The sequence below is a fragment of the Microcystis sp. MC19 genome (assembly GCF_003019735.1).
In the GTDB taxonomy this organism is placed as follows: Bacteria; Cyanobacteriota; Cyanobacteriia; order Cyanobacteriales; family Microcystaceae; genus Microcystis.
Genome location: NZ_CP020664.1, coordinates 1,030,001 through 1,053,444 on the forward strand (window position 1 = coordinate 1,030,001; position 23,444 = coordinate 1,053,444).

General features: G+C 44.4%; 20 protein-coding genes and 1 tRNA gene (1 of these 21 cut by a window edge). 15 read left to right on the plus strand and 6 right to left on the minus strand.

The annotated features are described in order from the left end of the window. From B5D77_RS05270 to B5D77_RS05290, 5 genes are all read left to right on the plus strand, one after another. A protein-coding gene (locus tag B5D77_RS05270; RefSeq protein WP_106908410.1) for an ABC exporter membrane fusion protein crosses the window boundary here: on the plus strand, positions 1 to 1,012 show its 3' portion. Its footprint begins 272 nt before the window's first position; the window shows 1,012 of its 1,284 coding nt (coding positions 273-1,284); its start codon lies off the left edge, out of view; its stop codon occupies positions 1,010 to 1,012. Between the two features lie 7 nt (positions 1,013 to 1,019). Beyond that, positions 1,020 to 2,192 carry an ABC transporter permease DevC gene (gene devC / locus B5D77_RS05275; protein ID WP_008198022.1) on the plus strand — a complete coding sequence of 391 codons (1,173 nt, stop codon included), beginning with the start codon at positions 1,020 to 1,022 and terminating at the stop codon, positions 2,190 to 2,192. 18 nt (positions 2,193 to 2,210) lie between these two features. Continuing rightward, positions 2,211 to 2,930, plus strand: a complete 720-nt coding sequence (locus B5D77_RS05280; protein WP_106908411.1) for a DevA family ABC transporter ATP-binding protein — start codon at positions 2,211 to 2,213, stop codon at positions 2,928 to 2,930. Between the two features lie 61 nt (positions 2,931 to 2,991). Next, a tRNA-Ser gene (locus B5D77_RS05285) sits at positions 2,992 to 3,083 on the plus strand. A gap of 19 nt (positions 3,084 to 3,102) precedes the next feature. Then, positions 3,103 to 3,909: a radical SAM protein gene (locus B5D77_RS05290; RefSeq protein WP_008198057.1), complete on the plus strand. Its 807-nt coding sequence runs from the start codon at positions 3,103 to 3,105 to the stop codon at positions 3,907 to 3,909. Here the strand turns inward: B5D77_RS05290 and mrdA are convergent. Further along, the gene (gene mrdA / locus B5D77_RS05295; RefSeq protein WP_106908412.1) at positions 3,906 to 5,780 is read right to left on the minus strand and encodes a penicillin-binding protein 2; all 1,875 of its coding nucleotides are present in this window, start codon (positions 5,778 to 5,780) and stop codon (positions 3,906 to 3,908) included. The genes B5D77_RS05290 and mrdA overlap by 4 nt on opposite strands. 461 nt (positions 5,781 to 6,241) lie before the next feature. On the opposite strand from mrdA, the gene B5D77_RS05300 reads away from it, so the two are divergent. Beyond that, positions 6,242 to 6,679: a hypothetical protein gene (locus B5D77_RS05300; protein WP_198285278.1), complete on the plus strand. Its 438-nt coding sequence runs from the start codon at positions 6,242 to 6,244 to the stop codon at positions 6,677 to 6,679. Here B5D77_RS05300 and B5D77_RS05305 read toward each other — a convergent pair. Further along, complete coding sequence (locus B5D77_RS05305; RefSeq protein ID WP_106908413.1) at positions 6,676 to 7,089, minus strand: nuclear transport factor 2 family protein; 414 nt, start codon at positions 7,087 to 7,089, stop codon at positions 6,676 to 6,678. The two genes, B5D77_RS05300 and B5D77_RS05305, sit on opposite strands and share 4 nt — an antisense overlap. Before the next feature lie 55 nt (positions 7,090 to 7,144). Continuing rightward, entirely contained in the window at positions 7,145 to 8,254 is a 1,110-nt protein-coding gene (locus B5D77_RS05310) for an S-(hydroxymethyl)glutathione dehydrogenase/class III alcohol dehydrogenase (RefSeq protein WP_104398183.1), read from the minus strand. 83 nt (positions 8,255 to 8,337) lie between these two features. On the opposite strand from B5D77_RS05310, the gene B5D77_RS05315 reads away from it, so the two are divergent. Next, positions 8,338 to 11,880, plus strand: coding sequence for a tetratricopeptide repeat protein (locus tag B5D77_RS05315; protein WP_106908414.1), 3,543 nt, complete (start codon positions 8,338 to 8,340; stop codon positions 11,878 to 11,880). Positions 11,881 to 12,346: 466 nt separating this feature from the next. On the opposite strand, the gene B5D77_RS05320 is transcribed toward B5D77_RS05315, so the two are convergent. Together B5D77_RS05320 and B5D77_RS05325 are read right to left on the minus strand one after the other, a co-directional pair. Beyond that, on the minus strand, positions 12,347 to 12,697 hold the full coding sequence (locus B5D77_RS05320) for a hypothetical protein (protein WP_106908415.1): 351 nt from the start codon (positions 12,695 to 12,697) through the stop codon (positions 12,347 to 12,349). Then, on the minus strand, positions 12,698 to 13,006 hold the full coding sequence (locus tag B5D77_RS05325; protein WP_106909957.1) for a hypothetical protein: 309 nt from the start codon (positions 13,004 to 13,006) through the stop codon (positions 12,698 to 12,700). 320 nt (positions 13,007 to 13,326) lie between these two features. Between B5D77_RS05325 and B5D77_RS05330 the strand changes: the two genes are divergently transcribed. The 6 genes from B5D77_RS05330 (at position 13,327) to metH (ending at position 20,622) form a co-directional block, all read left to right on the plus strand. Further along, positions 13,327 to 13,677 (plus strand): DUF433 domain-containing protein, encoded by a 351-nt coding sequence (locus B5D77_RS05330; protein ID WP_002737461.1) that lies wholly within the window; start codon positions 13,327 to 13,329, stop codon positions 13,675 to 13,677. Then, positions 13,655 to 14,017 carry a DUF5615 family PIN-like protein gene (locus tag B5D77_RS05335; protein ID WP_106908416.1) on the plus strand — a complete coding sequence of 121 codons (363 nt, stop codon included), beginning with the start codon at positions 13,655 to 13,657 and terminating at the stop codon, positions 14,015 to 14,017. Before B5D77_RS05330 ends, B5D77_RS05335 begins: the two co-directional genes overlap by 23 nt. A 10-nt stretch (positions 14,018 to 14,027) precedes the next feature. After that, positions 14,028 to 14,525 (plus strand): DUF29 domain-containing protein, encoded by a 498-nt coding sequence (locus B5D77_RS05340; protein ID WP_106908417.1) that lies wholly within the window; start codon positions 14,028 to 14,030, stop codon positions 14,523 to 14,525. Between the two features lie 426 nt (positions 14,526 to 14,951). Then, the gene (locus tag B5D77_RS05345; protein ID WP_106908418.1) at positions 14,952 to 15,584 is read left to right on the plus strand and encodes a restriction endonuclease subunit R; all 633 of its coding nucleotides are present in this window, start codon (positions 14,952 to 14,954) and stop codon (positions 15,582 to 15,584) included. A 219-nt stretch (positions 15,585 to 15,803) separates the two neighbouring features. Then, positions 15,804 to 16,934, plus strand: coding sequence for a SpoIID/LytB domain-containing protein (locus tag B5D77_RS05350; RefSeq protein ID WP_106908419.1), 1,131 nt, complete (start codon positions 15,804 to 15,806; stop codon positions 16,932 to 16,934). A gap of 124 nt (positions 16,935 to 17,058) precedes the next feature. Then, on the plus strand, positions 17,059 to 20,622 hold the full coding sequence (metH, locus tag B5D77_RS05355; RefSeq protein ID WP_106908420.1) for a methionine synthase: 3,564 nt from the start codon (positions 17,059 to 17,061) through the stop codon (positions 20,620 to 20,622). A 170-nt stretch (positions 20,623 to 20,792) separates the two neighbouring features. Here the strand turns inward: metH and B5D77_RS05360 are convergent, their stop codons facing one another. Further along, positions 20,793 to 21,479: a hypothetical protein gene (locus B5D77_RS05360; RefSeq protein ID WP_008198087.1), complete on the minus strand. Its 687-nt coding sequence runs from the start codon at positions 21,477 to 21,479 to the stop codon at positions 20,793 to 20,795. Positions 21,480 to 21,734: 255 nt separating this feature from the next. Here B5D77_RS05360 and hisD point away from each other — a divergent pair, with 255 nt between their 5' ends. Both hisD and B5D77_RS05370 read left to right on the plus strand, forming a co-directional pair. Further along, positions 21,735 to 23,039: a histidinol dehydrogenase gene (gene hisD, locus B5D77_RS05365; RefSeq protein WP_008198090.1), complete on the plus strand. Its 1,305-nt coding sequence runs from the start codon at positions 21,735 to 21,737 to the stop codon at positions 23,037 to 23,039. A gap of 115 nt (positions 23,040 to 23,154) precedes the next feature. Continuing rightward, the gene (locus B5D77_RS05370; RefSeq protein WP_039899567.1) at positions 23,155 to 23,370 is read left to right on the plus strand and encodes a hypothetical protein; all 216 of its coding nucleotides are present in this window, start codon (positions 23,155 to 23,157) and stop codon (positions 23,368 to 23,370) included. Positions 23,371 to 23,444: the final 74 nt, after the last annotated feature.

The window sequence follows — 23,444 nt, forward strand, 5'->3', positions numbered from 1 at the left end:
CGTCAAAACGGGACAAATAATCGCCATTCTCGAAAGTCGGGAAAGATTAGAGGATAACCTGCGACAGGCACAAGAACAGGTGAAAGTAGCCACAGCCAAACTAGAACAGGTAAAAGCTGGGGCAAAAGTCGGCGAAATCGATGCTAATGCCGCTAACGTGCGAAAAATCGAAGCACAATGGGTAGGGGATCAAGCAAACCAACGGACAACTATCCAAAGATTAACAGCGCAATTAGAAGGGGATATAGCTGCCCAAAAAGCGACAATTGCTAAATTAGAAGCAGAATATCGCAATGCCAAAGCTGAATTTGATCGCTACGAAAAACTCTATCAAGAAGGGGCAATTTCCGCCTCTAGTTTTGATAGTAAAAGACTGAATTTAGAAACCAGTAATCAACAACTAACAGAAGCAAAAGTTACCCTAGAGAGAATTGAACGCACTGGTAAACAACAGATACAAGAAGCCAAGACTACCCTAACCCGGATTGAATCCACTGGTCAACAGCAGATCAAAGAGGCCAGATCCACTTTAAATCAAGTCTCGGAAGTGCGGGGAGTCGATGTGCAGGCAGCCCAAGCGGAGGTAAATGCTGCCCTAGTTGCCGTTAAAAAGGCTCAAACTGAGTTAAATCAGGCTTATATTCGATCGCCAATTACCGGCAAAGTGATTAAAGTCAATACCCGTATCGGGGAACAAATCAGCGATCAAGGAATTGTTGACCTCGCTGAAACCGAGCGCATGGAAGTAATTGCCGAAATCTATCAAAGCGATATCGGCAAAATTCGCGAGGGACAAACTGCCACGATTACCGGATCGGCGTTTAAGGGCGAAGTTAGGGGAAAAGTGCGCTTAATTGCTTTAAAAGTTGACCAACAAAATATCTTCAGCAATCAACCGGGGGAAAACTTCGATCGCAAAGTTATCTCTGTCCGCATTGCCTTAGATCGCAAAAACAGTCAAAAAGTGGCAGGTTTAACCAATTCCCAAGTAACTGTAACTATCAATGAGTAGGTTTTCCATGAAACTAACCCATCTATTCAAAAAAACGCCCCTATCTTGGTTACAGGTGACGCGAGAGAAAACCCGTTTGATTGTAGCTATTGCCGGGATTGCTTTTGCTGACTTCCTAATTTTTACACAGTTGGGGTTTCGGGATGCCTTATTTGATGCTTCCGTTAAACCCCATTATGTCCTCGATGCGGATTTAGTCCTGATTAATCCCCAATTTGATACCCTCTTTGCCGTGAAAAGTTTCTCACGCGATCGCTTGTACCAAGCTAAAAGAGTCGAGGGTATTCAATCCTTAGCCTCAGTTTATATTGCTTCTGCCCAGTGGCGCAATCCCGAAACTGCCCTAGAAAGAACTACTTTAGTCTTTGGTTTTGATCCCAGTCAACGGGTTTTTACCCTCCCAGAAGTCAATCAAAAATCCAGTGATCTAAAGATGTTAAATCGCGTCTTGTACGATCAAGCTGGTAGGCCAGAATTCGGTCCAATTGCCGATTTACTCCAGAAAAACCCCGATTTGACAGTTCAGTTAAATAAAAAAGAGGTACAGGTAGCGGGAATTTTTACCCTTGGTGCCTCCTTTGCTGCCGATAGTAACGTCATTACCAGTGATTCTACCTTTTTAAGGCTCTTTCCCGAACGTCAACCCCACGAAATCGATATAGGACTGATTAAACTGCAACCGGGGGCAAATATCGAGGCAGTAAAAGACAATTTACAGGCACTTTTCCCTAAAAATGAAGTAATAGTCCTTACTTTAGAAGAATTTGCTGAAAGGGAAAAAACCTATTGGGCAAATGGTACAGCCATTGGTTTTATCTTTGGGTTAGGTACAGTAGTCGGTTTTATCGTCGGTATCGTCATTGTCTATCAAATTCTCTATTCCGATGTCACCGATCACTTACCCGAATACGCTACCCTAAAAGCTATGGGTTACGGTGATTGGTATTTAGTCGGGGTTTTGATGCAAGAGGCTTTATTACTAGCGGTTTTGGGGTATATACCGGGGTTTATCGTCTCTCTCGGTGTTTATAATCTCGCTTCCTCCGCTACACTTTTACCCATAGTGATGACTACCGCTAGGGCGATCGAAGTTTTAATCCTAACAATTATTATGTGTATTGCCTCTGGAATTGTCGCCATGGGCAAATTAAGGACAGCAGATCCAGCCGATATTTTTTAAGCTATCAAGGGTGAAATAATGCTGATTTTTCAAAAAGAGCGAGAATTAGGGGATTTTAGCCCGAATGAACCCGTAATTGCCATTAAAGGCTTAAATCACTATTTTGGTACGGGGGAATTAAAAAAACAGGTTTTATACGATATCGATCTGGAAATTAAAGCGGGGGAAGTAGTGATTATGACTGGTCCTTCGGGATCGGGGAAAACTACTTTATTGAGTTTAATGGGAGGTTTGCGATCGGCACAAGCGGGCAGTTTAAAAATTCTCGGCCAAGAAATGTTAGGAATTAGTAAGGGCAAAATGCTGAAAATTCGCCGACAAATTGGCTATATTTTTCAATCACATAATTTACTAAAATTCCTGACAGCGAAACAAAACGTTAGGATGTCTTTGGAACTGCACGAGGAGTTTTTAGAACAAGATCTCGATCAAAAAGCCACGGCAATTTTGGAATCGGTGGGTTTAGGGGACCGCGTTGATTACTATCCCCACGATCTATCGGGGGGACAAAAACAACGGGTTGCGATCGCTCGCGCCCTCGTCAGTCATCCCAAATTAGTCCTCGCCGATGAACCGACCGCGGCCTTAGATAAACAATCCGGGCGCGATGTGGTGGAAATCATGCAGAAATTGGCAAAAGAACAAGGTTGCACGATTTTACTCGTCACCCACGATAACCGGATTCTCGACATCGCCGATCGCATTGTCAATATGGAGGATGGTCGTTTAGGCGATTAACTGCCCAAAAATTACTTGCCAAAAATCGGCCTTTCATGTTAGACTAAAGTAATGTCATCTTGGAGAGGTGGCAGAGTGGTCGAATGCGGCAGATTGCTAATCTGTTGTACGAATCGTAAGACCGTACCGAGGGTTCGAATCCCTCCCTCTCCGTATTTTTTGGGTAGGTTCGATGACTGCTCGCCAGGATTATTTCTGCTCCGTATATGGTCCGGTAGCCTCTTGGCGTTTCGGCAGTTCCTTGGGCATCGACCCGATCGGTTTAGTTTCCACCTGTTCCTTTAACTGTGCCTACTGTCAGTTAGGAGAAATTGAGCAAAAAACCGAGCAACGGAAAATTTTTATCACCAGCGAACAAATTAGCAGGGATTTAATTGCCTTTGCTCCCTGGGACGTGGATATAGTCACTCTCAGTGGTAGTGGGGAACCCACCCTCGCCCTCAATTTAGGGGAAATACTGGCCACCGTCAAGGAAATGACCAGACGGCCGGTGGCGGTCTTAACCAATAGTACCCTCCTGGGAGATGCCCGAGTGCGTCAAGAGTTGAGCAGAGCCGATATCGTCGCCGCTAAAATCGATGCTGTTTCCGAGGCCCAATGGCGACGGGTTAACCGTCCAGTCCCCGGCCTGGATTGGCAGGAGCTTTGGTGGGGATTAAGACAATTTCGCCAAGAATGGTCGGGAAAACTAGCAATTCAAACCATGGTGTTGGCCTCTTGGTCGCCCCAAGAGCAAGACCAGTATATCGATTTGATGCAACAGCTACAACCGGATGAAATTCAACTTAACACCCCGACCCGTCCCCGGGCCGGACAAAGACAATTAGAAACCCGCGGTAATAATCCCCTCAGCGCTGGCGACGGAAGGCAAATTCTCAAACCCGTAAACGCTGAAATATTGGCAATTTGGGCGGAAAAAATCGCCACGGCGACGGGAATTACCGTGCGCTGTGTGCCGCTTACCGCCACAGGTCTCTAAGGCTTCGGCCGGGGTTTTTCTTCTTTGGGTTTGACATTAAAATAAGCCTCCATTACCTGACGTACCATAGGTGCGGCCACTTTACCACCACCACCGCCGGAATGTTCCGCAAAGGCGACCACGACAATTTCGGGCTTATCAAAAGGGGCGAAAGCTCCAAACCAAGCGTGGGACTGGCCCGGAGGTGCTTCTGCCGTGCCGCTTTTGCCCGCTACGGGCGGTAAAGCGGGGTCTGATAGGGCCCGACCCGTTCCTTCCGCTACCACGGCTCTCAGGGACTTTCTCAGGGTGTCTAGGGTGCTAGGTTTCATGTTCAAAGACTTGCGCCATTCCTTAACATCCCGGGCATCCTGTAAAAGATGCGGTTTCACCAAAAAACCGCCGTTAGCGGGGACAGCAAACATCACAGCTACCTGTAGGGGAGTCGCTAGGGTAAATCCTTGACCGATCGACATATTAATCGTATCGCCTACGGACCAATCCCAGTTTTTAAAATTACGCAGCTTCCAATCGCGATCGGCAATTAACCCCGGGGTTTCTTCCGCTAATTCTATCCCAGTTTTCTGACCGAAACCGTAGCGCCGGGCCATGGCAATTAAAGCCGGTCCCCCCACCCCGCGACCTATTTGACCGTGAAAAGTGTTACTACTCATGGCCATGGCCCGGACAAAACCCATCGGACCAAAACCGGCGTGATTCCATTCTCCAAAAGCTGTCCCCCCCACATAAAGGGCGGCAAAGGTATTTAAGACCGTATTGGGGGGAAATTTCCCCGATTCCATGCCGGCAGTGGCAGTGACGACTTTAAAGGTGGAAGCGGGGGGGAATCCTTGCAGGGCGCGGTTAACAAACGGGTTGCCCTCCGCTTGTAGTTTTTTCCAGGTGGCGGTGGTAATTGGGGCCGAGAAAACATTGGGATCGAAACTAGGATAACTGACCATGGCCCGCACGGAACCATCCCGGGGATCGATCGCCACGATCGCACCTTTGCGTTTTCCCAAAGCGGCCTCGGCGGCTTTTTGGAGTTTTAAATCTAGTGTCAGGGTGACATCTTGCCCGGGTTTAGCAATTTTTTGGCCGAGAATTTGGATTACCTGTCCCGATCCGTTGACCTCTAACTGCATTCCCCCCCATTCTCCCCGCAATTTTGACTCGTAGGCGGCTTCTACACCCATTTTACCGACGACATCTCCCAACCGGTAGCCCTGTCGTCTTTTGGCTTGATATTCCTCCGGGGTTAGTTCCCCGGTATAACCGAGAATATGCGCCCCGATTTTACCATTGGGATAGTAGCGCACTGATTCCACGTCCACTTCAATGCCGGTTAATTCGTCTTTGTATTCCTCTAGGGCGATAATTTGGGCCGGAGTTAAACCCCTAGCGATGCGGATCAGGGTGGAGGGGTTTTCGTCCGCTTCGTTAATGCGTTTTTCTAGGTCGCTTCTGGGAATTGCTAAAATACTGGCTAAACGGTCAAGATTGAGTTTTTGGGCGGGATTACGCTGGGATTTGGGCCAAATATAGGCCGCATGGGTTAAACGGGCCGTAGCCAAAACTTTGCCATTGCGATCGAATAAGTTGCCTCGGACTGGAGGTTTGGGAAGAATGCGAATCCGATTATTTTCTGCCCTTTCTCGGTTAATTTGTCCTTGCTGCAGTTGTAAATAGGCCAAGCGCGAGCCAACTCCTCCTAGCAGGACAATGCTAATTAAGCCCATAATTAGCCATGACTGACGCTGACGACCGACTAGACGCTCTTTATCTTTGATTTTATTCTGTAATTTATTCGGCGATGGCCGCGTCGGCGAGGTGAGCGTTTTTTTCCGTTTCAGTTTGACTTTGGTTTTTGAGAGGAGTCCGCTATTACGCATTTGCTTAAAGTTAAAAATTTAAAAGTTATTAGGGCAGTTATCAGTTATCAGTTATCAGTCATCAGTTATCAGTTATCAGTTATCAGTTATCAGTCATCAGTTATGAGATTTGAGTTTTAAGTAAGAAGTATTAAGTGAGTAGTTTTAAATAGCACTTTCCTGATGTCTTTTCACTGGTCACTGGTTACTGGTTACTGATCACTGGTTACTGATCACTGTTTACTGATCACTGAAAAGGACGCAATACTAGGTGATTTAGCTCCTCTGTTTACTAAAGTTAAGGGAATCCGCAACATATCTTAACAAAATAGCAGTAAATGCTCCAATAAATTTTAACTTTTGTTAACTTACCTTGATTTTTCAAAAATACTCAGCAAGAATCTGTCACAGAGCTTTGATAGGAATTGCTAATAGTTCTGATTAAAAGTTCTGTAGTCCCTCTCCTGTTATCCACTGCCGACATGATGTTAGAAGCTTTTGTCCTTTCCCCCCGCTACTCTCTCGATGCAGCCAATTGGTTAGAAGGAATCGATCCTTCCCGTCATTACTGGTTATGGGTGAATGGAGATCCACAGCTGCCAGTGATTATCCCCGGTTTGATAGTTTCTAGTATAGAGGAATTAAGAACAGTTATCGGTCAGTTTCGAGGGCTACAGTCGGGAGAAAGCCTAAAATTAACAAGAATCGTCGGCAGCTGCAAGATTCATTGTGTGAGCAGTAATTGTTATGCGATCGAAGCAAGGGTTGACAGCGCCTTGGTCTGGCATTTATTCGATCGCGAAACCATAGAAAGTCTCCTCATGGCTGCCCATCCCGATTGGCTCCCCGCAGAAAAAGATCTAGAATTGGGCAGAAAAGCTTTAATGCGCTCCTTGAATCAACCCGTGTACGTTCCCTAGGCAAATTGGCGCAAATTGATTAATTCTTGGGGAGAAGCCAAGAGTTTTACTTCCACAGAGGCAATTTCTACCGAATTAGTTAATTGAAATTGCCAGCGCACATTGACTTTAAACAAAGGGGTTTGTACCTGGCCGGTGATGGTGATTCGGGTGGATTGATCCTCTAGGGTTTCTAAGCTTCCCTGAGCGGGAAAAGCGGTTAATCCTTGCGCTTCCTCATGGAGATAATTAGCGATCGCCTGTCTGCCGCGCACCCCCTCCCCGAAAGGTGCGATTAAAACGCCATCTTCGGCGAATAATCCGGCAGTTTCGGCAAATTCGCCCGCGTTTAGCCTTTGAAAATAGCGATAGATAATTGGTTCCGTGATAGCGGCGATCGAGATTTCGGGACAGGAAACTGGCGCATACATATAATTAGGAGTCTTTTGTCAAGTATTTCTTAACTTAATGTAACATTATCCCTGCTCAAAATGTAATCACACTGCGGATAGAATCCCCTTGTCGCATCAGGTCAAAAGCCTCGTTAATCCTTGCCAGAGGCAGAACATGGGTGATTAAATCATCAATGTTAATCTTGCCGTCCATGTACCAATCGACTATTTTTGGTACATCTGTACGACCCCTTGCCCCACCAAAAGCCGTACCTTTCCAGACCCGTCCGGTGACTAATTGAAAAGGACGGGTACTAATTTCCTGGCCGGCCCCGGCTACACCGATAATAGTGGCAACACCCCAACCTTTATGGCAACATTCCAAAGCTTGACGCATAATCTGGACATTGCCGATACACTCAAAACTATAATCGGCCCCACCTTTAGTTAAATCCACCAGATAAGCCACTAAATCCCCCTCGATTTCTTGGGGATTAACAAAATGAGTCATCCCGAATTTGGTCGCTAAAGCTTGTTTCTGGGGATTGATATCGACCCCGACAATCATATCGGCCCCCACTAAGCGGGCCCCTTGAATAACATTTAAACCGATACCTCCCAGACCAAAAACCACCACTTTTGCCCCCGGTTCCACTTTAGCGGTATTAATCACCGCACCGATACCTGTAGTGACTCCGCAGCCGATATAACAGACTTTTTCAAAGGGAGCATCCGGGCGAATCTTGGCTAGGGAAATCTCCGGCAGTACGGTATAGTTAGCAAAAGTCGAGGTTCCCATGTAGTGATAAAGCGGCTGACCATCGAGGGAAAAACGACTGGTTCCATCTGGCATTACTCCCCGACCTTGGGTAAGACGAATCGCTTGACAGAGATTGGTTTTAAAGCTGAGACAGTATTCGCACTGACGACATTCGGGAATGTATAGGGGAATAACATGATCCCCCACTTTTAGGCTAGTGACACCTTTTCCCACTTCTACCACGATTCCGGCCCCTTCATGGCCTAAAATTGAGGGAAATAAGCCTTCAGGATCGGCCCCAGAGAGAGTATAGGCATCGGTGTGACAAACTCCCGTGGCTTTGATTTCTACTAACACTTCCCCCGCTTGCGGTGCGGCTAATTTTACCGTTTCAATAGTTAGGGGTTTTCCTGCTTCTAGGGCAACTGCCGCTCGAACATCCATAGGCTCAAAGCAATAGGTTTTTTCCAGTATAATACCGTTAAACTGCTGAAGAGTTGTAATAGAACAATTCTAAACTTATCTCTATGTTAGTCCTCACCATCCGCGAAGAAGGAATTAACGATGGTGGCTTTACTGCTACTCTCAATTTTGATAGCGGTAACAGCTACCCAATTACGGTTACTGACCCCTTTACTAACCAAGAAGAAAAAGACCTAGAATGGTACTTTGAGGAATGGTTAGTATTTCCGACGCTAGGGACGGATAAGGCGCAAAAAGCCGCCAACAGCGTCCAAAACTATGGCGAAAACCTATTTAAACAGGTTTTCCAGAGTAATTTAAATGCTTATGGGGAATATCGAGACTTACGAAAGCAGTTAAGTCAACTGCAAATTATCATCGAAAGTCAGTCGCCAGAATTTCAAGCTTTACATTGGGAAGCGCTGAAAGATCCTGATTTACCGCGTCCTTTTTCTATAGATTGTATCATCTCCCGCCAGCGTCGAGGGGCTACAGTTGTCCCGGTGCAAATGGCCACTTATCCTACTATCAATCTTCTGGTGGTGATTGCGCGTCCTAATGAGGAATCTGATGTTAACTATCGCACGATTTCCCGTCCTTTAGTAGAACTGGTAAATAGTAGTGAAATACCGGTAAAAATTGATATTTTGCGTCCCGGAACTTATGAATCACTAACCAGACATCTGGATGAGAAGGGAGAAGGATACTATCATGTTATTCATTTCGATGTTCATGGCGGATTAATGGAATATGAACAGTACCAAAGACAGGTTCACGGGGATTCTTGGCGCTATCAAAGGGGATGGGGACTGGAGGATTTAGCAGAATATGAGGGAGTAAAAGCTTTTCTGTTTCTGGAAGGAGAAGAAAAAGGTCAAGCGACTCCGGTAGAAGCGACGGAATTAGCGAATTTACTCACTGGGAAAAATATCCCTATTTGTATTCTCAATGCTTGTCAGTCAGCAAAGCAAATTTCCCAGGAATCAGAAGACTATCGGGAAACCAGTTTAGGAAGTCGTTTGATGACTGCGGGAATGCAAGCAGTGGTGGCGATGGGATATTCGGTGACGGTTTCTGCAGCTAAGTTGATGATGAAACCAATTTATCAGCAATTATTGAACGGAAAAGACCTAACGGAAGCGATGCGAAAGGGACGGTTAGAGTTATTCAATAATAAGCAACGGCGCGCCTATTATAACACGATAATAGATTTAGAAGATTGGTTATTACTGGTGATTTATTGTCGCGGTAAAATTAATCTCAATTTGCGTCCATTTACTCCAGAAGAGGAGGAAAAATACTGGGAACATATCGGCAATCAATATGTCTTTCCTTTACCAGAATACGGCTTTGTCGGCAGGGATTTAGAAATTCTCAAGATGGAAAAGGCGCTGCTGAAACATAATATCCTTTTACTTAAAGGAATGGGAGGGACAGGAAAAACTACCTTACTCAATTATCTACGAGAATGGTGGCAGAAAACCAACTGGGCGACCCATATTTTCTATTTTGGTTATGATAGAAAAGCTTGGACGTTAGAACAGATTGTCCATGAAATCGGTCAGGGAATTTATAATCGCTTTGAACAGGCGAGTTTCCAAGGGATGAACCTGAAAGCGCGGGTAAAGAAACTAGAACAAAAACTCCGCAGTGAGGCGTATATTCTGATTTTAGATAATCTGGAGTCGGTGACGGGACAACCGTTAGCAATTCAGAATACTTTACCGGAGAATGAGAGGGAAGAAATCGCCGATTTTCTCAAGAATTTGGTCGGGGGAAAAACGAAGGTGATTTTGGGTTCTCGCAGTGAGGAAACTTGGCTGCAACGCAGGACTTTTAAGGAGAATATCTATCACTTACAAGGATTAGACCAAGAGTCGAGAACTGAATTAGCGGAGAGAATCTTAGAACGTCAGGCGAAGAGTCGGAAAAATGCGATTAAAAAGGATGATTATTTTAAGCGCTTGATGAAATTGTTGGCGGGATATCCGTTGGCGATGGAAGTGGTATTAGCGAATCTGAAGCGACAGTCACCGGAGGAGATTTGGCAAGGGTTACAGTTGGCGGAGTTAGCTGATGTGGGGGATAAGGATAAGACTAATAATATCATCAAGTGTGTGGAATATTCCCACAGTAATTTGTCTGAGGAGGCGCAGAAGTTGTTACTCTGTTTAGCGCCGTTTAGTGGGTTTATTCCCAGGGGTGTTATTCCTATTTATAGCCAAAAACTACAGCAATTAGAACCTTTACAAGGCTATCAATTTGACCAATTTGATGCAGCGATTGAAGAAGCAATTCATTGGGGTTTGCTTTCGCCTATGAGTGAAGAAATGCCGAGTTTATTGACTATCCAGCCCATTTTTCCCTACTTCTTGAAGACGAAGTTAAAGGAATTAGCACCAGAGACACAAGCAGCAATTTGGGAGGGATTTAAGAATCATTACCGAGGCTTGGCAGGTTATTATGATGACTTACTAGATTCCAAAAATCCGCAAGAGAAGCAGTTAGGGATATTGTTCTGTCGCTGGGAGTATGAAAATCTGTTTAATGCGTTGCAGATTTGTTTGGAGAAGCAGGAAGATATTTATATCTTCTTTTGCTTACATAATTATTTTGTTGTTACCAATGATGTTAGTAGCAGACTGAAACTATGCGAGAGTGTTTGTCAAGCTTGTCAAGCTTATCCTGAACAGATTAAAACTGGGATAATCGGTGGTAATATTGCCAATGCTTTGGGCAATCTCGCCATCGCCTATCGACATACAAAAAACTATGAACAAGCGAAACAGACTCATCTAAAAGTTATTGAATTAACTCAAAATCTCCAAGGAGTGGACGAGCAACAAAAAGCCTCAACATTGGGAAGTATCTATCACAATTTGGGAGCAGTAGCGCAAGAATTGAGGGAATGGGAGCAAGCCCGAAGCTACTACCAGCAAGCTATTGAGATCTACATTGAATATGGCGCTGCCGGAGGCACGCAAAGCGCCCGCTACTCCCAAGCCAGAACCCTGCACCAGTTGGGAAGGGTAGCGGAAGGAGTTGGGGAATTGAGCCAAGCCAAAAGTTATTACCTGCAAGCTATTGAGATCAAGATTGAATATGGGGATCGTTTCTCCCAAGCCAGCACCCTGCACCATTTGGGAATCGTAGCGGAAGAATTGAGGGAATGGGAGCAAGCCCGAAGCTACTACCTGCAAGCTATTGAGATCAAGATTGAATATGGGGATCGCTACTCCCAAGCCAGCACCCTGCACCAGTTGGGAAACGTAGCGCAAGAATTGAGGGAATGGGAGCAAGCCCGAAGCTACTACCAGCAAGCTATTCAGATCTTCATTGAATATGGGGATCGCTACGGGCAAGCCAGCACCCTGCACCAGTTGGGAAGGGTAGCGCAAGAAGTTGGGGAATTGAGCCAAGCGAAAAGTTATTACCTGCAAGCCTTACAAATTTTTGCAGAATTTAAGGATAGTTACAGGGTACAAACCTATTCTTTGCCTCGTCTTGTTGCTCTTTATCAGCAAACGCAAGATGAGGAGATTTTTGTTGCTGCGGCTGATATTTTGGGGGTTGGGGTTGAGGAGGTGCGGGGTTTGCTGGAGGGTTAGAATGGGTTTTGGGCGTAGGCTGCGTGTTTGCGGCTATCAATTCAGTTAACGTAAGTAGCTGGTTATAATTAAATTAAAAATGGATTTTAGGTTCGATCCCCCCTGCCCCCCTTGATCTGTCCTTTAGTCACATCTTTCTTAACATTTCAAACCTTTGTGGCACAAGGCTTTCAAGACTCGGTTAACAATTTGTAATATTCCTTGTTGACACCCTTACTGACAAAGAAAAAACTGAAATCAAGTCAGGATAAGGGTTGGAGTGCTTACTGCAAAAATTGTTAAGAAAGATCCCTATAAGGGATAGCCCCCTTGATAAGGGGGGAATAACGAACCTAGTTTGTTGTTGCGCTTCAGCGCTAACTATTTCGGGCTTGCTGAAAAAGTAAGGGCGAAGCATTCGGATAGGAAATCTACGGTTTCAGCGATAGGTTATCGCCCGAATGCTTCGCCCCTACAATGTTGTGATCTACGGATGAGGTGTAATAGCGAGAATGGTGATTTCCCCCGAATGAGGTCCATAGCACCAGAAAATTCGATAGGCTCCCGGTGTATTCTGTTGGGCGTAGGCTTCAAAAACCTTCTGTGTTGCATCATAAGGGTTATCGAGGGAATTAAATTCGTGGGTTTTTAGTCCCGGATGTCTTGGGTTTGTACTGAGGAGCTTGAGGGCTTTTGTTACCTGTTTGTAGAGACCCTCTTGTTTCGATGCTTTTGTCCTACCTTGAGCCAGGCGAGTCTTTTGAGCCTGTTCCGCTTCTGCTCGCAATTCAGATAGAGTATTTCGAGCTTCCTGTGTCTGTCGTAAAGAAAAACTCACCTACTCCTCGACCTCTTCAGGAATAGATGCAGCAAACTCAAGCATAGCGTCTAAATCGACTGTTTCTTCAGCTAAATTTCCCGTGCTGGCTTCCGTGAGTCCCCGTTTGAGCGACTCGCGGACCCTAGGATTCTGAAATACCCATAGCTCTTGCTCTGGAATCGCAACCATGGGAACCAAAAGAAGTTCCCCGCTTGCATTCATCAGTATCCGATAGTGACGGTTGCTACATTCAGTCCCAAGGCTAATCCGTCCGCAAGCATCAGCCTGAATATCTTCTTTAATGAGCGAAAAATTCTGATACTCCATCACGTCTCCTCCTCTCTTCATATACTTATTCTAGATAAGTTACCCAATTTGGGCAATAGGGTTATGTCCATTTAGCTTCTCACTATCTAAAGAAAACAGGTTAAACTTGTTCGGGCTAGAGCCTTGACAACAAACCCAGTTTGTTGTTGCACTCTCTTCGCTAAATTCTCTCCCCTTTCCTTGTAGGATAGGGTTCAGGGGAGAGGTCAATAATTAAGAACCCAATGCGATCACACTATCTGGTAAAGATCAAGTATAATTAAGATAACAATGTTACTTAAAGAATAAAGTTAAGTTTGAATCTTCAATTGGTATAAATCATGCAACTCGAAGACTATTTTAATTTTCTTGCTCCTAACGATATTCGGCTAAAAGGAACCCGCGTCGGTATTGAAACCATTTTACACGATTTCATTTACCAAGCCAAAACTCCCGAAGAAATTGCTAATACTTATCCATCTTTAACCCTCGAACAGGTATATGCGACGATTCTTTATTATCTTCATGATAAAGAAAAAGTGAGCCAATACATCGCCGACTGGCTAGAATGGGGGCGAAAAATGCGAGAAGAACAGCGAAAAAATCCTCCGCCTGTGGTTGAACGACTGAGAAAATTGAAAGCTGAAATAACAGCCAAGCAGAAAGCTAATGACACTGAAATATTTAATTGATGAAAATGTTAATTCGGTGTATCCTCAACAATTGCGTCGCCGAGAACCAGAAATCATTATTCGAGTAGTTGGTGAACCAGATACACCAAAATTAGGTACATTAGATCCAGAAATCTTGATTTGGTGTGAGGTGATGGGATTTATTTTAGTGACAAATAATCGTGCTTCTATGCCAGTACATTTAAGAGAACACTTCAAACAAAACCGTCACATTCCTGGAATTTTTATTCTCAATCAAGATTTAAGTATTGGTGATAACTTGTTAGAATTAATTGTAATTGCCAAAGGTTCTTTTGACAATGAATATGAAGACCGAATTGTACATTTACCGTTAACTTAATGAAATCCAAATGACCTTATTAAAACAATCGGACATTCAAGAAAATCCCACAACACTTTACGAACAAGATCTTCAGTTGTGGATTGAGCAAACTATTCATCAATTACAGAATCGACAGTTTGAACAACTGGATATAGAAAACTTAATTGAGGAGTTAAAAGATTTGGGTAAGTCAGAGAAACGCGCCTTAGAGAGCAACTTAATGGTCTTGTTGATTCACTTACTCAAATTAAAGATACAGCATGATGCTCCTGAGACAATGAAAGCAAGTTGGTATAACTCAGTAGATGAGCATCGTCAGCGCGTTCAAGATGATTTACTTAAGATTCCCTCTCTTAAATCTTATCTCTTAATCTCCATCACACAAGCCTATTCCAGCGCTCGTAAAGTCGCCATCAAACAGGGTAAACGCGCTCAATTTGGTATTCCTATTCCCCAAGAAAGTGAGTATCCCCCCGCTTGTCCTTTCACACCTGAACAGATTCTAAATGAGGACTTTTACGGGTAAAAACGAAGGTAAACATTATCGATAATAAAACCATGAAACCAGAATATGACCTTGCCAACATGAAAAATCGCCCGAATGACCTAACCCCCCTTCCCTGGGAAATAAAGGGGGAATAAAGTTTTTAACACCTAACTACTTACATCTCAATAAATCTCTTGGATAAATCATAGCAAAGTGAACCTTTCATGTACTCTAAATTAAGGAGAAGACGATGGCTAATCTGGATGATGTAGGAAGAGCGAAAGCAGCTGATAAAAACCTGAACGATGCTAACCGAAGCGATGTGCAGGTAAACAAAACAAGACCATATCCTTAACTGTTCTCTCTGATTTAGAGCAGTTAACCCTGTCAGTAACGGATATTTTGCTTGGTTAAATTAAAAATAGCAAATTACCATTAACGTAAGTGTTAATTAAAGAGGTAAATATGGTTCAAATTTTACAAGCGAAAGAAGTCACTTTCAGAGATTTAATTAATCATTTTCAACTACAGTTTATAGAAGATGAGCATTTTTTTGGGGAATGGCAGCAAGACCTAAAAGCAATCTCTGAACAGGAAAAAGAATTGTTAGATAAAATCAAAACAGGTTATTTTAACTTATTGAATTATCCTCCCTTTTTGGAAACTTCGGTGAGGATGACGGTTTTAGACCCATTATTATTTATTGGTAACTTTTATCTATTTCCCTTTCACATTAAAGCAGAAGAGTCTGTTGAAATTATTACAAAAGAGCAAGATTTAATAATTAAAGGAAGGTTAGATACTTTAATTCTAAAAGAGCAATTATGGGTAATGATTCTTGAATCAAAACGGGTTATTTATTCCGTTGAAGTAGGTTTACCGCAATTATTAGCTTATTTAATAGTCAATCATCATCCCAACCGTCCTAATTATGGAATGTTGACCAATGGTTCCGAGTTTTTATTTGTTAAATTATTATGGGACGGTAAACCTTTATACGGAACCTCTCGTTTATTTGCCATGAGAAATCCGGGGGATTTATACGAGGTTCTCAAAATCCTTAAACATCTCTGTCAGTCTAGCGAGGGGGTGGAATGAACCACAGAGACACAAAGGACACAAAGATCGATCGCTTCTATGGTAAGTTAAGCTGATCACACAGAACCTAGAAGAGCCTGGATTAGAGGAGATTCAGCTAATCTAAGGATGGGCGGTTAAGAATTTTTTCGGCTTTTCTTGACTATTTCAGCCTGATTTGTCCTGACAAGCTCAAGAATACGAGAGTTTTTGTCTAGAATTGCCCGGCCTGAGAGGGGAATGGTAAAGTTAGATAAGAAAATTAAAGATGGTGTGATTAAAGTGAAATTTGCTGCTAGTACCTATTTTTCCCTGCTGCGTCATTGTGCCGTTCCTTTGTTGTCGATCGCTACTTTTACGCCAATTCTCTTAACTTATTTAGCCAAGGAAAAACCAGAAACCCCGCAACCGCAGGCAAATCTAGAAACTGCTGCCTCCCCTGCTCCTATTATCCCATCTCCGATCGCCCCCTTAACCGCACCATCGCCGAAACTATTCCCCTCTCCCCAATCTTCCCCCTTGGCACCGAAAAAATTAGCACCATCGGTTCAAACTTCCCCTAATACTTCCCCTAATACTGCCCCCGCTGCCGCGGTTAAACCGGTAACTAGACAACCCTTATTGGTTCCCGCTAATTATACGCCGCCAGCCATAGAAATTCGCGTGGCGATTAAAAGGGATGTGGCCAGTGTTTTGATTGGAGTTAACGGGCCGGCGGTGATCACCGATCGCCAAGGTCGTGGTTTAAAAACGATTGCCACTAACGAGGGTTTACCGGTCATTCCAGGTGCCAATGGCTTAAAAATGGGCGATTTATCGCTGCCAGAGGTGATTTTTGTGCAGCCCACCAGTGCCGATGGTTTAGTTTATGTGGATGATGGTTGGTATCGGGGCAAAATCCTCCTTGTTGCCCAAGGCGATCGCTTGTTAGTGGTCAATCATGTTAATTTAGAGGCCTATCTCTATAGTGTAGTGGGTAGTGAAATGCACTCCACTGCGCCAATGCACGCTTTAAAGGCACAAGCGATCGCCGCTCGTTCCTATGCCCTAGTACATATAATCCGCCCCGCTAATGCTTGGTTTCATCTGGGCAATACCCAGCGCTGGCAGGTATATAAAGGCATTCGCTCGGAGTATCAATCGACCCACCAGGCGGTTAATGCCACTGCTGGGCAGATTCTCAGCTATAAAGGGGGTGTAGTCGAGTCTCTTTATGCCGCCACCGATGAAATTGTCGCTTGGGCCCACGGTGGTCGCGGTATGAGTCAAACTGGAGCTTATAAATTAGCGGAAAAAGGCCTAGATTATCAACAAATTCTCGGTAATTATTATCCCGGAGTTGGTTTAGCCCGTCTAGTTCTACAAAATTAGATTGATTGGCTTCCTCGACTGAAAACTCAAATCTGATCACTGATAACTGAAATGCCGACCATAGCAGATTTCTAGTAACTGTATTACAATAAACTTTCAAAATGCTATAGCAGTAAATCTCTCTATGAATAGCCCCTTTCTTGACTACCTCAACGGTCCCAAGCATCCCGTCCTCGTCTTTGATGGAGCGATGGGAACTTCCCTACAAAGCCAAAATCTGACGGCCGAGGACTTTGGTGGGGCAGAATACGAAGGTTGTAACGAGTATCTTGTCCATACTAAACCTAGCGCCGTAGCGAAAGTCCACGAAGCCTTTTTAGCCGTGGGTGCGGATGTGATTGAAACCGACACCTTCGGGGGAACCTCGATAGTTTTAGCCGAGTACGATTTAGCCGACCAAGCCTATTATCTCAACAAAAGCGCCGCCGAACTGGCCAAGGCTTGCGCGAATAAATACTCTACCCCCGAAAAACCCCGTTTTGTGGCGGGTTCCATGGGGCCGGGGACAAAACTGCCCACTTTGGGTCATATTGACTTTGATACCCTCAAAAATGCCTACGTGGAACAGGTAGAGGGTCTCTACGATGGCGGGGCAGATTTATTATTAGTAGAAACCTGTCAGGATGTCCTGCAAATTAAAGCGGCTTTAAATGCTATTGAAGAAGTATTTCAGAAAAAAGGTCAACGATTGCCCCTGATGGTTTCGGTGACGATGGAAACCATGGGAACGATGTTAGTAGGAACGGAAATTAACGCCGTTGTCTCTATTTTACAACCCTATAAAATTGATATTTTGGGACTTAACTGCGCCACCGGTCCCGATTTGATGAAACCCCATATTAAATATCTCTCGGAAAATTCCCCTTTTATTGTTTCTTGTATTCCTAACGCTGGTTTACCAGAAAATGTCGGCGGTCAAGCGCATTATCGCCTCACTCCCGTAGAATTAAAAATGGCTTTAATGCACTTTATCGAAGATTTGGGAGTACAAATTATCGGCGGTTGTTGTGGTACTCGTCCCGACCATATTCAAGCTTTAGCGGAACTAAGTCAGGGTTTAACTCCGAAATCTCGTCATTATCATTATGAACCCTCCGCCGCTTCTATCTACAGTACCCAACCCTATATTCAAGATAATTCTTTCCTGATTGTCGGGGAAAAATTAAACGCCAGTGGTTCTAAAAAATGTCGGGAACTGCTCAATGTTGAAGACTGGGATAGTTTAGTATCGATGGCGAAAGCGCAGGTAAAAGAAGGAGCGCATATTCTCGATGTCAACGTCGATTATGTGGGCCGGGATGGGGTGCGCGATATGCACCAATTAGCCTCTCGTTTAGTTAATAATGTCACCCTGCCTTTAATGTTAGATTCCACCGAATGGGAAAAAATGGAAGCGGGGTTAAAAGTAGCGGGGGGTAAATGTATCCTCAACTCTACTAACTACGAAGACGGGGAACCGCGTTTTTATCAAGTCTTGGATTTAGCGAAAAAATACGGCGCAGGGGTAGTAATTGGAACCATTGATGAAGAAGGAATGGGCCGCACGGCCGAGAAAAAATTCCAGATAGCTAAACGGGCCTATTATGCAGCGATAGAATACGGAATTAATCCCTACGAAATCTTTTTTGATCCTCTAGCTTTACCGATTTCTACCGGTATCGAAGAAGACCGAGAAAATGGCAAGGCTACTATCGAAGCAATGCGTCGAATTCGCCAAGAACTGCCCGAATGTCACATTCTTTTAGGTGTGTCTAATATCTCTTTTGGGTTGAATCCAGCAGCGCGTCAGGTATTAAATTCTGTCTTCCTCCACGAAGCGATGCAGGTGGGTATGGATGGCGCAATCGTCAGCGCTAATAAAATTCTTCCTCTGGCAAAAATTGAACCAGAATATCAGCAAGTTTGTCGGGATTTAATCTATGATAATCGTCGTTTTGATGGCGATATCTGTGTTTATGATCCCCTGACCAAATTAACCGAATTATTTGCGGGGAAAACTACTAAAAAAGACCCCTCTAGTAATGCTAATTTACCCGTGGAGGAACGCTTAAAACAGCATATTATTGATGGGGAAAGATTGGGACTGGAAGAGGCTTTAAAGCAAGCTTTACAGGACTATCCACCCCTAGATATTATTAATATTTTCCTCCTGGATGGGATGAAGGTAGTGGGTGAATTATTTGGTTCGGGGCAAATGCAGTTACCTTTTGTTCTCCAATCTGCCCAAACTATGAAAGCGGCCGTTGCCTTTTTAGAACCCTTTATGGAGAAAAAAGAGGGGGATAATAATGCCAAAGGGACTTTTATTATCGCAACAGTTAAAGGGGATGTTCACGATATTGGTAAAAATTTAGTTGATATTATCTTGACAAATAACGGCTATAAGGTGATTAATTTGGGCATTAAACAACCCGTAGAAAATATCATCGAAGCCTACAAAGAACATCAAGCCGATTGTATCGCTATGAGCGGTTTATTGGTGAAATCAACGGCTTTTATGAAGGAAAATCTGGAGGTTTTTAACGAAAAAGGAATCACCGTTCCCGTTATCCTTGGCGGGGCAGCTTTAACTCCCAAATTTGTCCATGATGACTGTCAAAAAACCTACAAGGGACAGGTTATCTATGGTAAGGATGCCTTCTCTGACCTGCATTTTATGGATAAATTAATGCCCGCTAAAGCTGGGGGTCAATGGGATGATAGTAAAGGCTTTTTAGCGGAGTTTGCCGAGGCAGAAAAAACCCCGGTTGTTGCAGAAGAATTAGAGGTTAATCCCGATACTATTTTTACCGATGGAACCCTAGACAAAGAATTAGTTATTGATACCCGTCGTTCGGAAGCGGTGGCAGTTGATATTCCCCGACCAACACCGCCCTTCTGGGGTACTAAAATATTAACAGCCGCAGAAATTCCCATCGAGGAGGTTTTCTGGTATTTGGACCTACAAGCTTTATTTGTCGGTCAATGGCAATTTCGCAAACCCAAAAGCCAATCAAAGCAAGAATACGACCAGTTTTTACAGGAAAAAGTTCATCCAATTCTGACAGCATGGAAAGAGAAAATTGTCAAGGAAAATTTACTAAACCCCACATTAATTTATGGTTATTTTCCCTGTCAGTCGTCCGGTAATTCCCTGTTAATTTACGATCCCGAATCGATACAAGCAGGCGAAAACCCCGAAAATCTGCAACCGATCGCCATTTTTGAGTTTCCTCGCCAGAAATCCGGTCGTCGTCTCTGTATTGCTGACTTTTTCGCCCCGCAGGAATCCGGTATTATCGATGTTTTCCCGATGCAAGCGGTGACAGTGGGGGAAATCGCCACGGAATACGCTAAATCTCTCTTTGATGCCAACGAATATACTGAATACCTCTATTATCACGGCATGGCTGTCCAAACCGCCGAAGCCATGGCCGAATGGACTCACACCCGCATCCGTCGCGAGTTAGGTTTCGCCGAGTTCGATCCCGATAATATCCGCGATATACTGCAACAGCGTTACCAGGGTTCTCGCTATAGTTTCGGCTATCCCGCTTGTCCCAATATTCAGGATCAATACAAGCAACTGCATCTGTTAGGATGCGATCGCATTGGGATGTATATGGACGAAAGCGAACAATTGTACCCAGAACAATCCACCACCGCCATTATCACCTATCACCCCACCGCTAAATACTTTAGTACCTAATCAGTTATCAGTGATCAGTTATCAGTGATTCAGTTATCAGGTGTGAGTTTTTATCGGTAAAACCCCACACCCCACACCCCACACCCCACACCCCACACCCCACACCCCACACCCTACACCCCACACCCCACACCCTGTCCCCACGAAAAACCTTTTGCCGCCAACCCTAATTAGGGCAGCCATTCCAGTAAAATTCCTACGGAGCTATCTTTACGAGCGCGGGAATTTTGGGCTTGAATATCGGCGGCTAAACGTAAATTAGAGGTAATCGCATAACCAACCGAAAGAGTAGTTAATCCCACCTCGTTATCACCACCGGGGGAGATAAAACTCTGACTGACGGTGATATCTGCCGCCCCCGTGCGAGAAAGGGCTAATTTGAGCTTTAATCCTAAGTTAAGCCCATCGGTGCTGTAATTTCCCGTTTGAATGTAACGATAGCCCACCATGGGAGCTAGATTGACATAATCACCCAAAGGGAGGAAATAGTATTGTAAATTTGCCCCTATTGCCGTCCTTTTGCCGTTAAAAGCCGTCTGATAATCGCCGCTTAGGGTTAAACTGGTTTGACCGAAAAACACATCTTCTACCCCCAAAATCACGGCACTGGAATTATCCCTAGAAGGAAACTCTGCATATCCTAAACGGATACGAGTGCGAAAACTAGGATCGCGGCGAATCTCTTCGGCGATATCGGGTATTTTTTCTAACCAACGCTCTAAAACCGGGCTTTCTTGTCGAATTTTCGGATCTAGGTCTAAATCCGTTTCTGCCCACACGGCACCACTCGCCCCCCATAATAAACCAAGAGCGATCGCATTTACAGAACAGCAAGAGAGCCTAAACATAATCTGCATTATACCCAAGGAGGCAGGAGGCAACAGGCAAGAGGCAAGAGAAAGAATCTGGCAATAAAGCTTTTAGCTTAACAAATTAGGTTTTAGATTCGGCTTTTGTTATCAGTTATCAGATGTGAGTTTTCAGTTCACTGATTACTGGTTACTGTTTACTGATCACTGAAAAGCCGGCACTCCCCCAAAGGTTACAATAAAAATAAAGATTCAGATTCCCTGTTATTCTTGAGAGGACGGGGGGCAGTAGGAGCAGCAATAGTGGTTAGAATATTAAAACTTTCGCAATTAAGTGGCGAGGAACGGGCAAAACTTCAGAAAAGAGCCGAGTTAGATATTGATAACGCCCTAAAAGTCGCTCAAACGGTGATAGAAACCATCCGCGAGCGGGGGGATGCCGGCGTTGTGGACTATGTGCGGCGTTTTGACTACGAGGGGGCGACGGTAGAAAATATCAAAGTCAGCGAGGCAGAATTTGAGCGGGCTTTTCAGTTAATTGAACCGGAAGTAAAAACCGCCATTGAACAGGCTTTCCGGAATATTCAAGAGGTACATCGTCGCCAAATGCCGGAAGAAACACTACTGGCAGAAATTGAAACCGGTGTCTTTGCCGGCGAAAAAATCTCTCCTATCCCCAATGTGGGTTTATACGTTCCCCGGGGCCGCGGTGCTTTTCCCTCGATGATGTTAATGTTAGCCATCCCGGCAATGGTGGCAGGAGTGGAAAGAGTTGTCGTTTGCACTCCCCCCGATAAACAGGGCAACGTGGAACCCGTTTCTCTGGTGGCGGCGCAGATGGCTGGAGTCAAGGAAATTTATAAGTTAGGTGGCGTACAAGCGATCGCTGCTTTAGCTTTGGGAACAAAAAATATCAAAAGGGTTGACAAAATTACCGGTCCGTGCAGCGTCTATGGGGCGGCGGCTAAACGGTTACTGTTCGGCACTGTGGATGTGGGTTTACCGGCCGGTCCAAGTGAGTCGATAGTTTTGGCCGATGAGTCCACCGATGCCCGTTTAGCGGCCTTGGATTTATTAATTGAAGCGGAACACGGGGCGGATTCGGCGGCTTTATTAGTCACCCACTGTGAAGATTTAGCGATCGCTGCTAGTGAATATGCACAGGAATACCTGCAAAAACTCCCGGATTGGCGACGGGAATTTTGTGAGGCGGGTTTAGCCGCCTATGGGGGCATAATTTTAACCGATAGTTTGCAGCAATCCCTCGATTTTGTCAATGAGTACGCCCCGGAACATCTAGAGGTTTTAGTTAGTAATCCTTTTGCCATTCTGGGCAAGATTAAAAATGCTGGGGAAATTCTCCTGGGAAATCATACTCCTTCCTCTATGGCTACCTACGCCATCGGGGTAAATGCTGTGCTGCCGACGGGAAGTTTTGCCCGTTCCTATTCGGCGGTTTCGGTTTATGATTTTCTCAAGCGCTCCACTTTGGCTTATGTCACCTCCGAAGGCTTTGAAAAGTTAAAAGAAACCACGAAAACTTTAGCCGAGTACGAGGGGTTTCCCGCCCATAAATTAGCAATTCAACACAGGGAAAATTTACTCTAAATAGGGGGAATAGGAAACGGGGAATAATGCACCAGATGGAAGCGCAAATGGTGCATTCTGTATGAGAAGTTAGGCAAGCTTATTTTTTAGATTCAGTACAGCTTGAGTAAATTCCATGATGCAACTCGAAGACTATTTTAACTTTCTAACCCCTAATGATATTCGCTTAAAAGGGACAAGAATTGGCATTGAAACCATTCTCTATGACTATATTTATAAGGTAAGCCAGACATCAAAGCCAACAAGAAAGGGTTTACCTACAATCAGTCATCAGAGAAAGAGCGAAAAACTCCAAAAAAGCACAATAAAGGCAGTAAGAACGGGACTATAAAAATAGATGGAGAAGAAATATACTTTGCACGGCTATAACTTGCATTTTTTACTCAAAGACAATAATATAGTTTA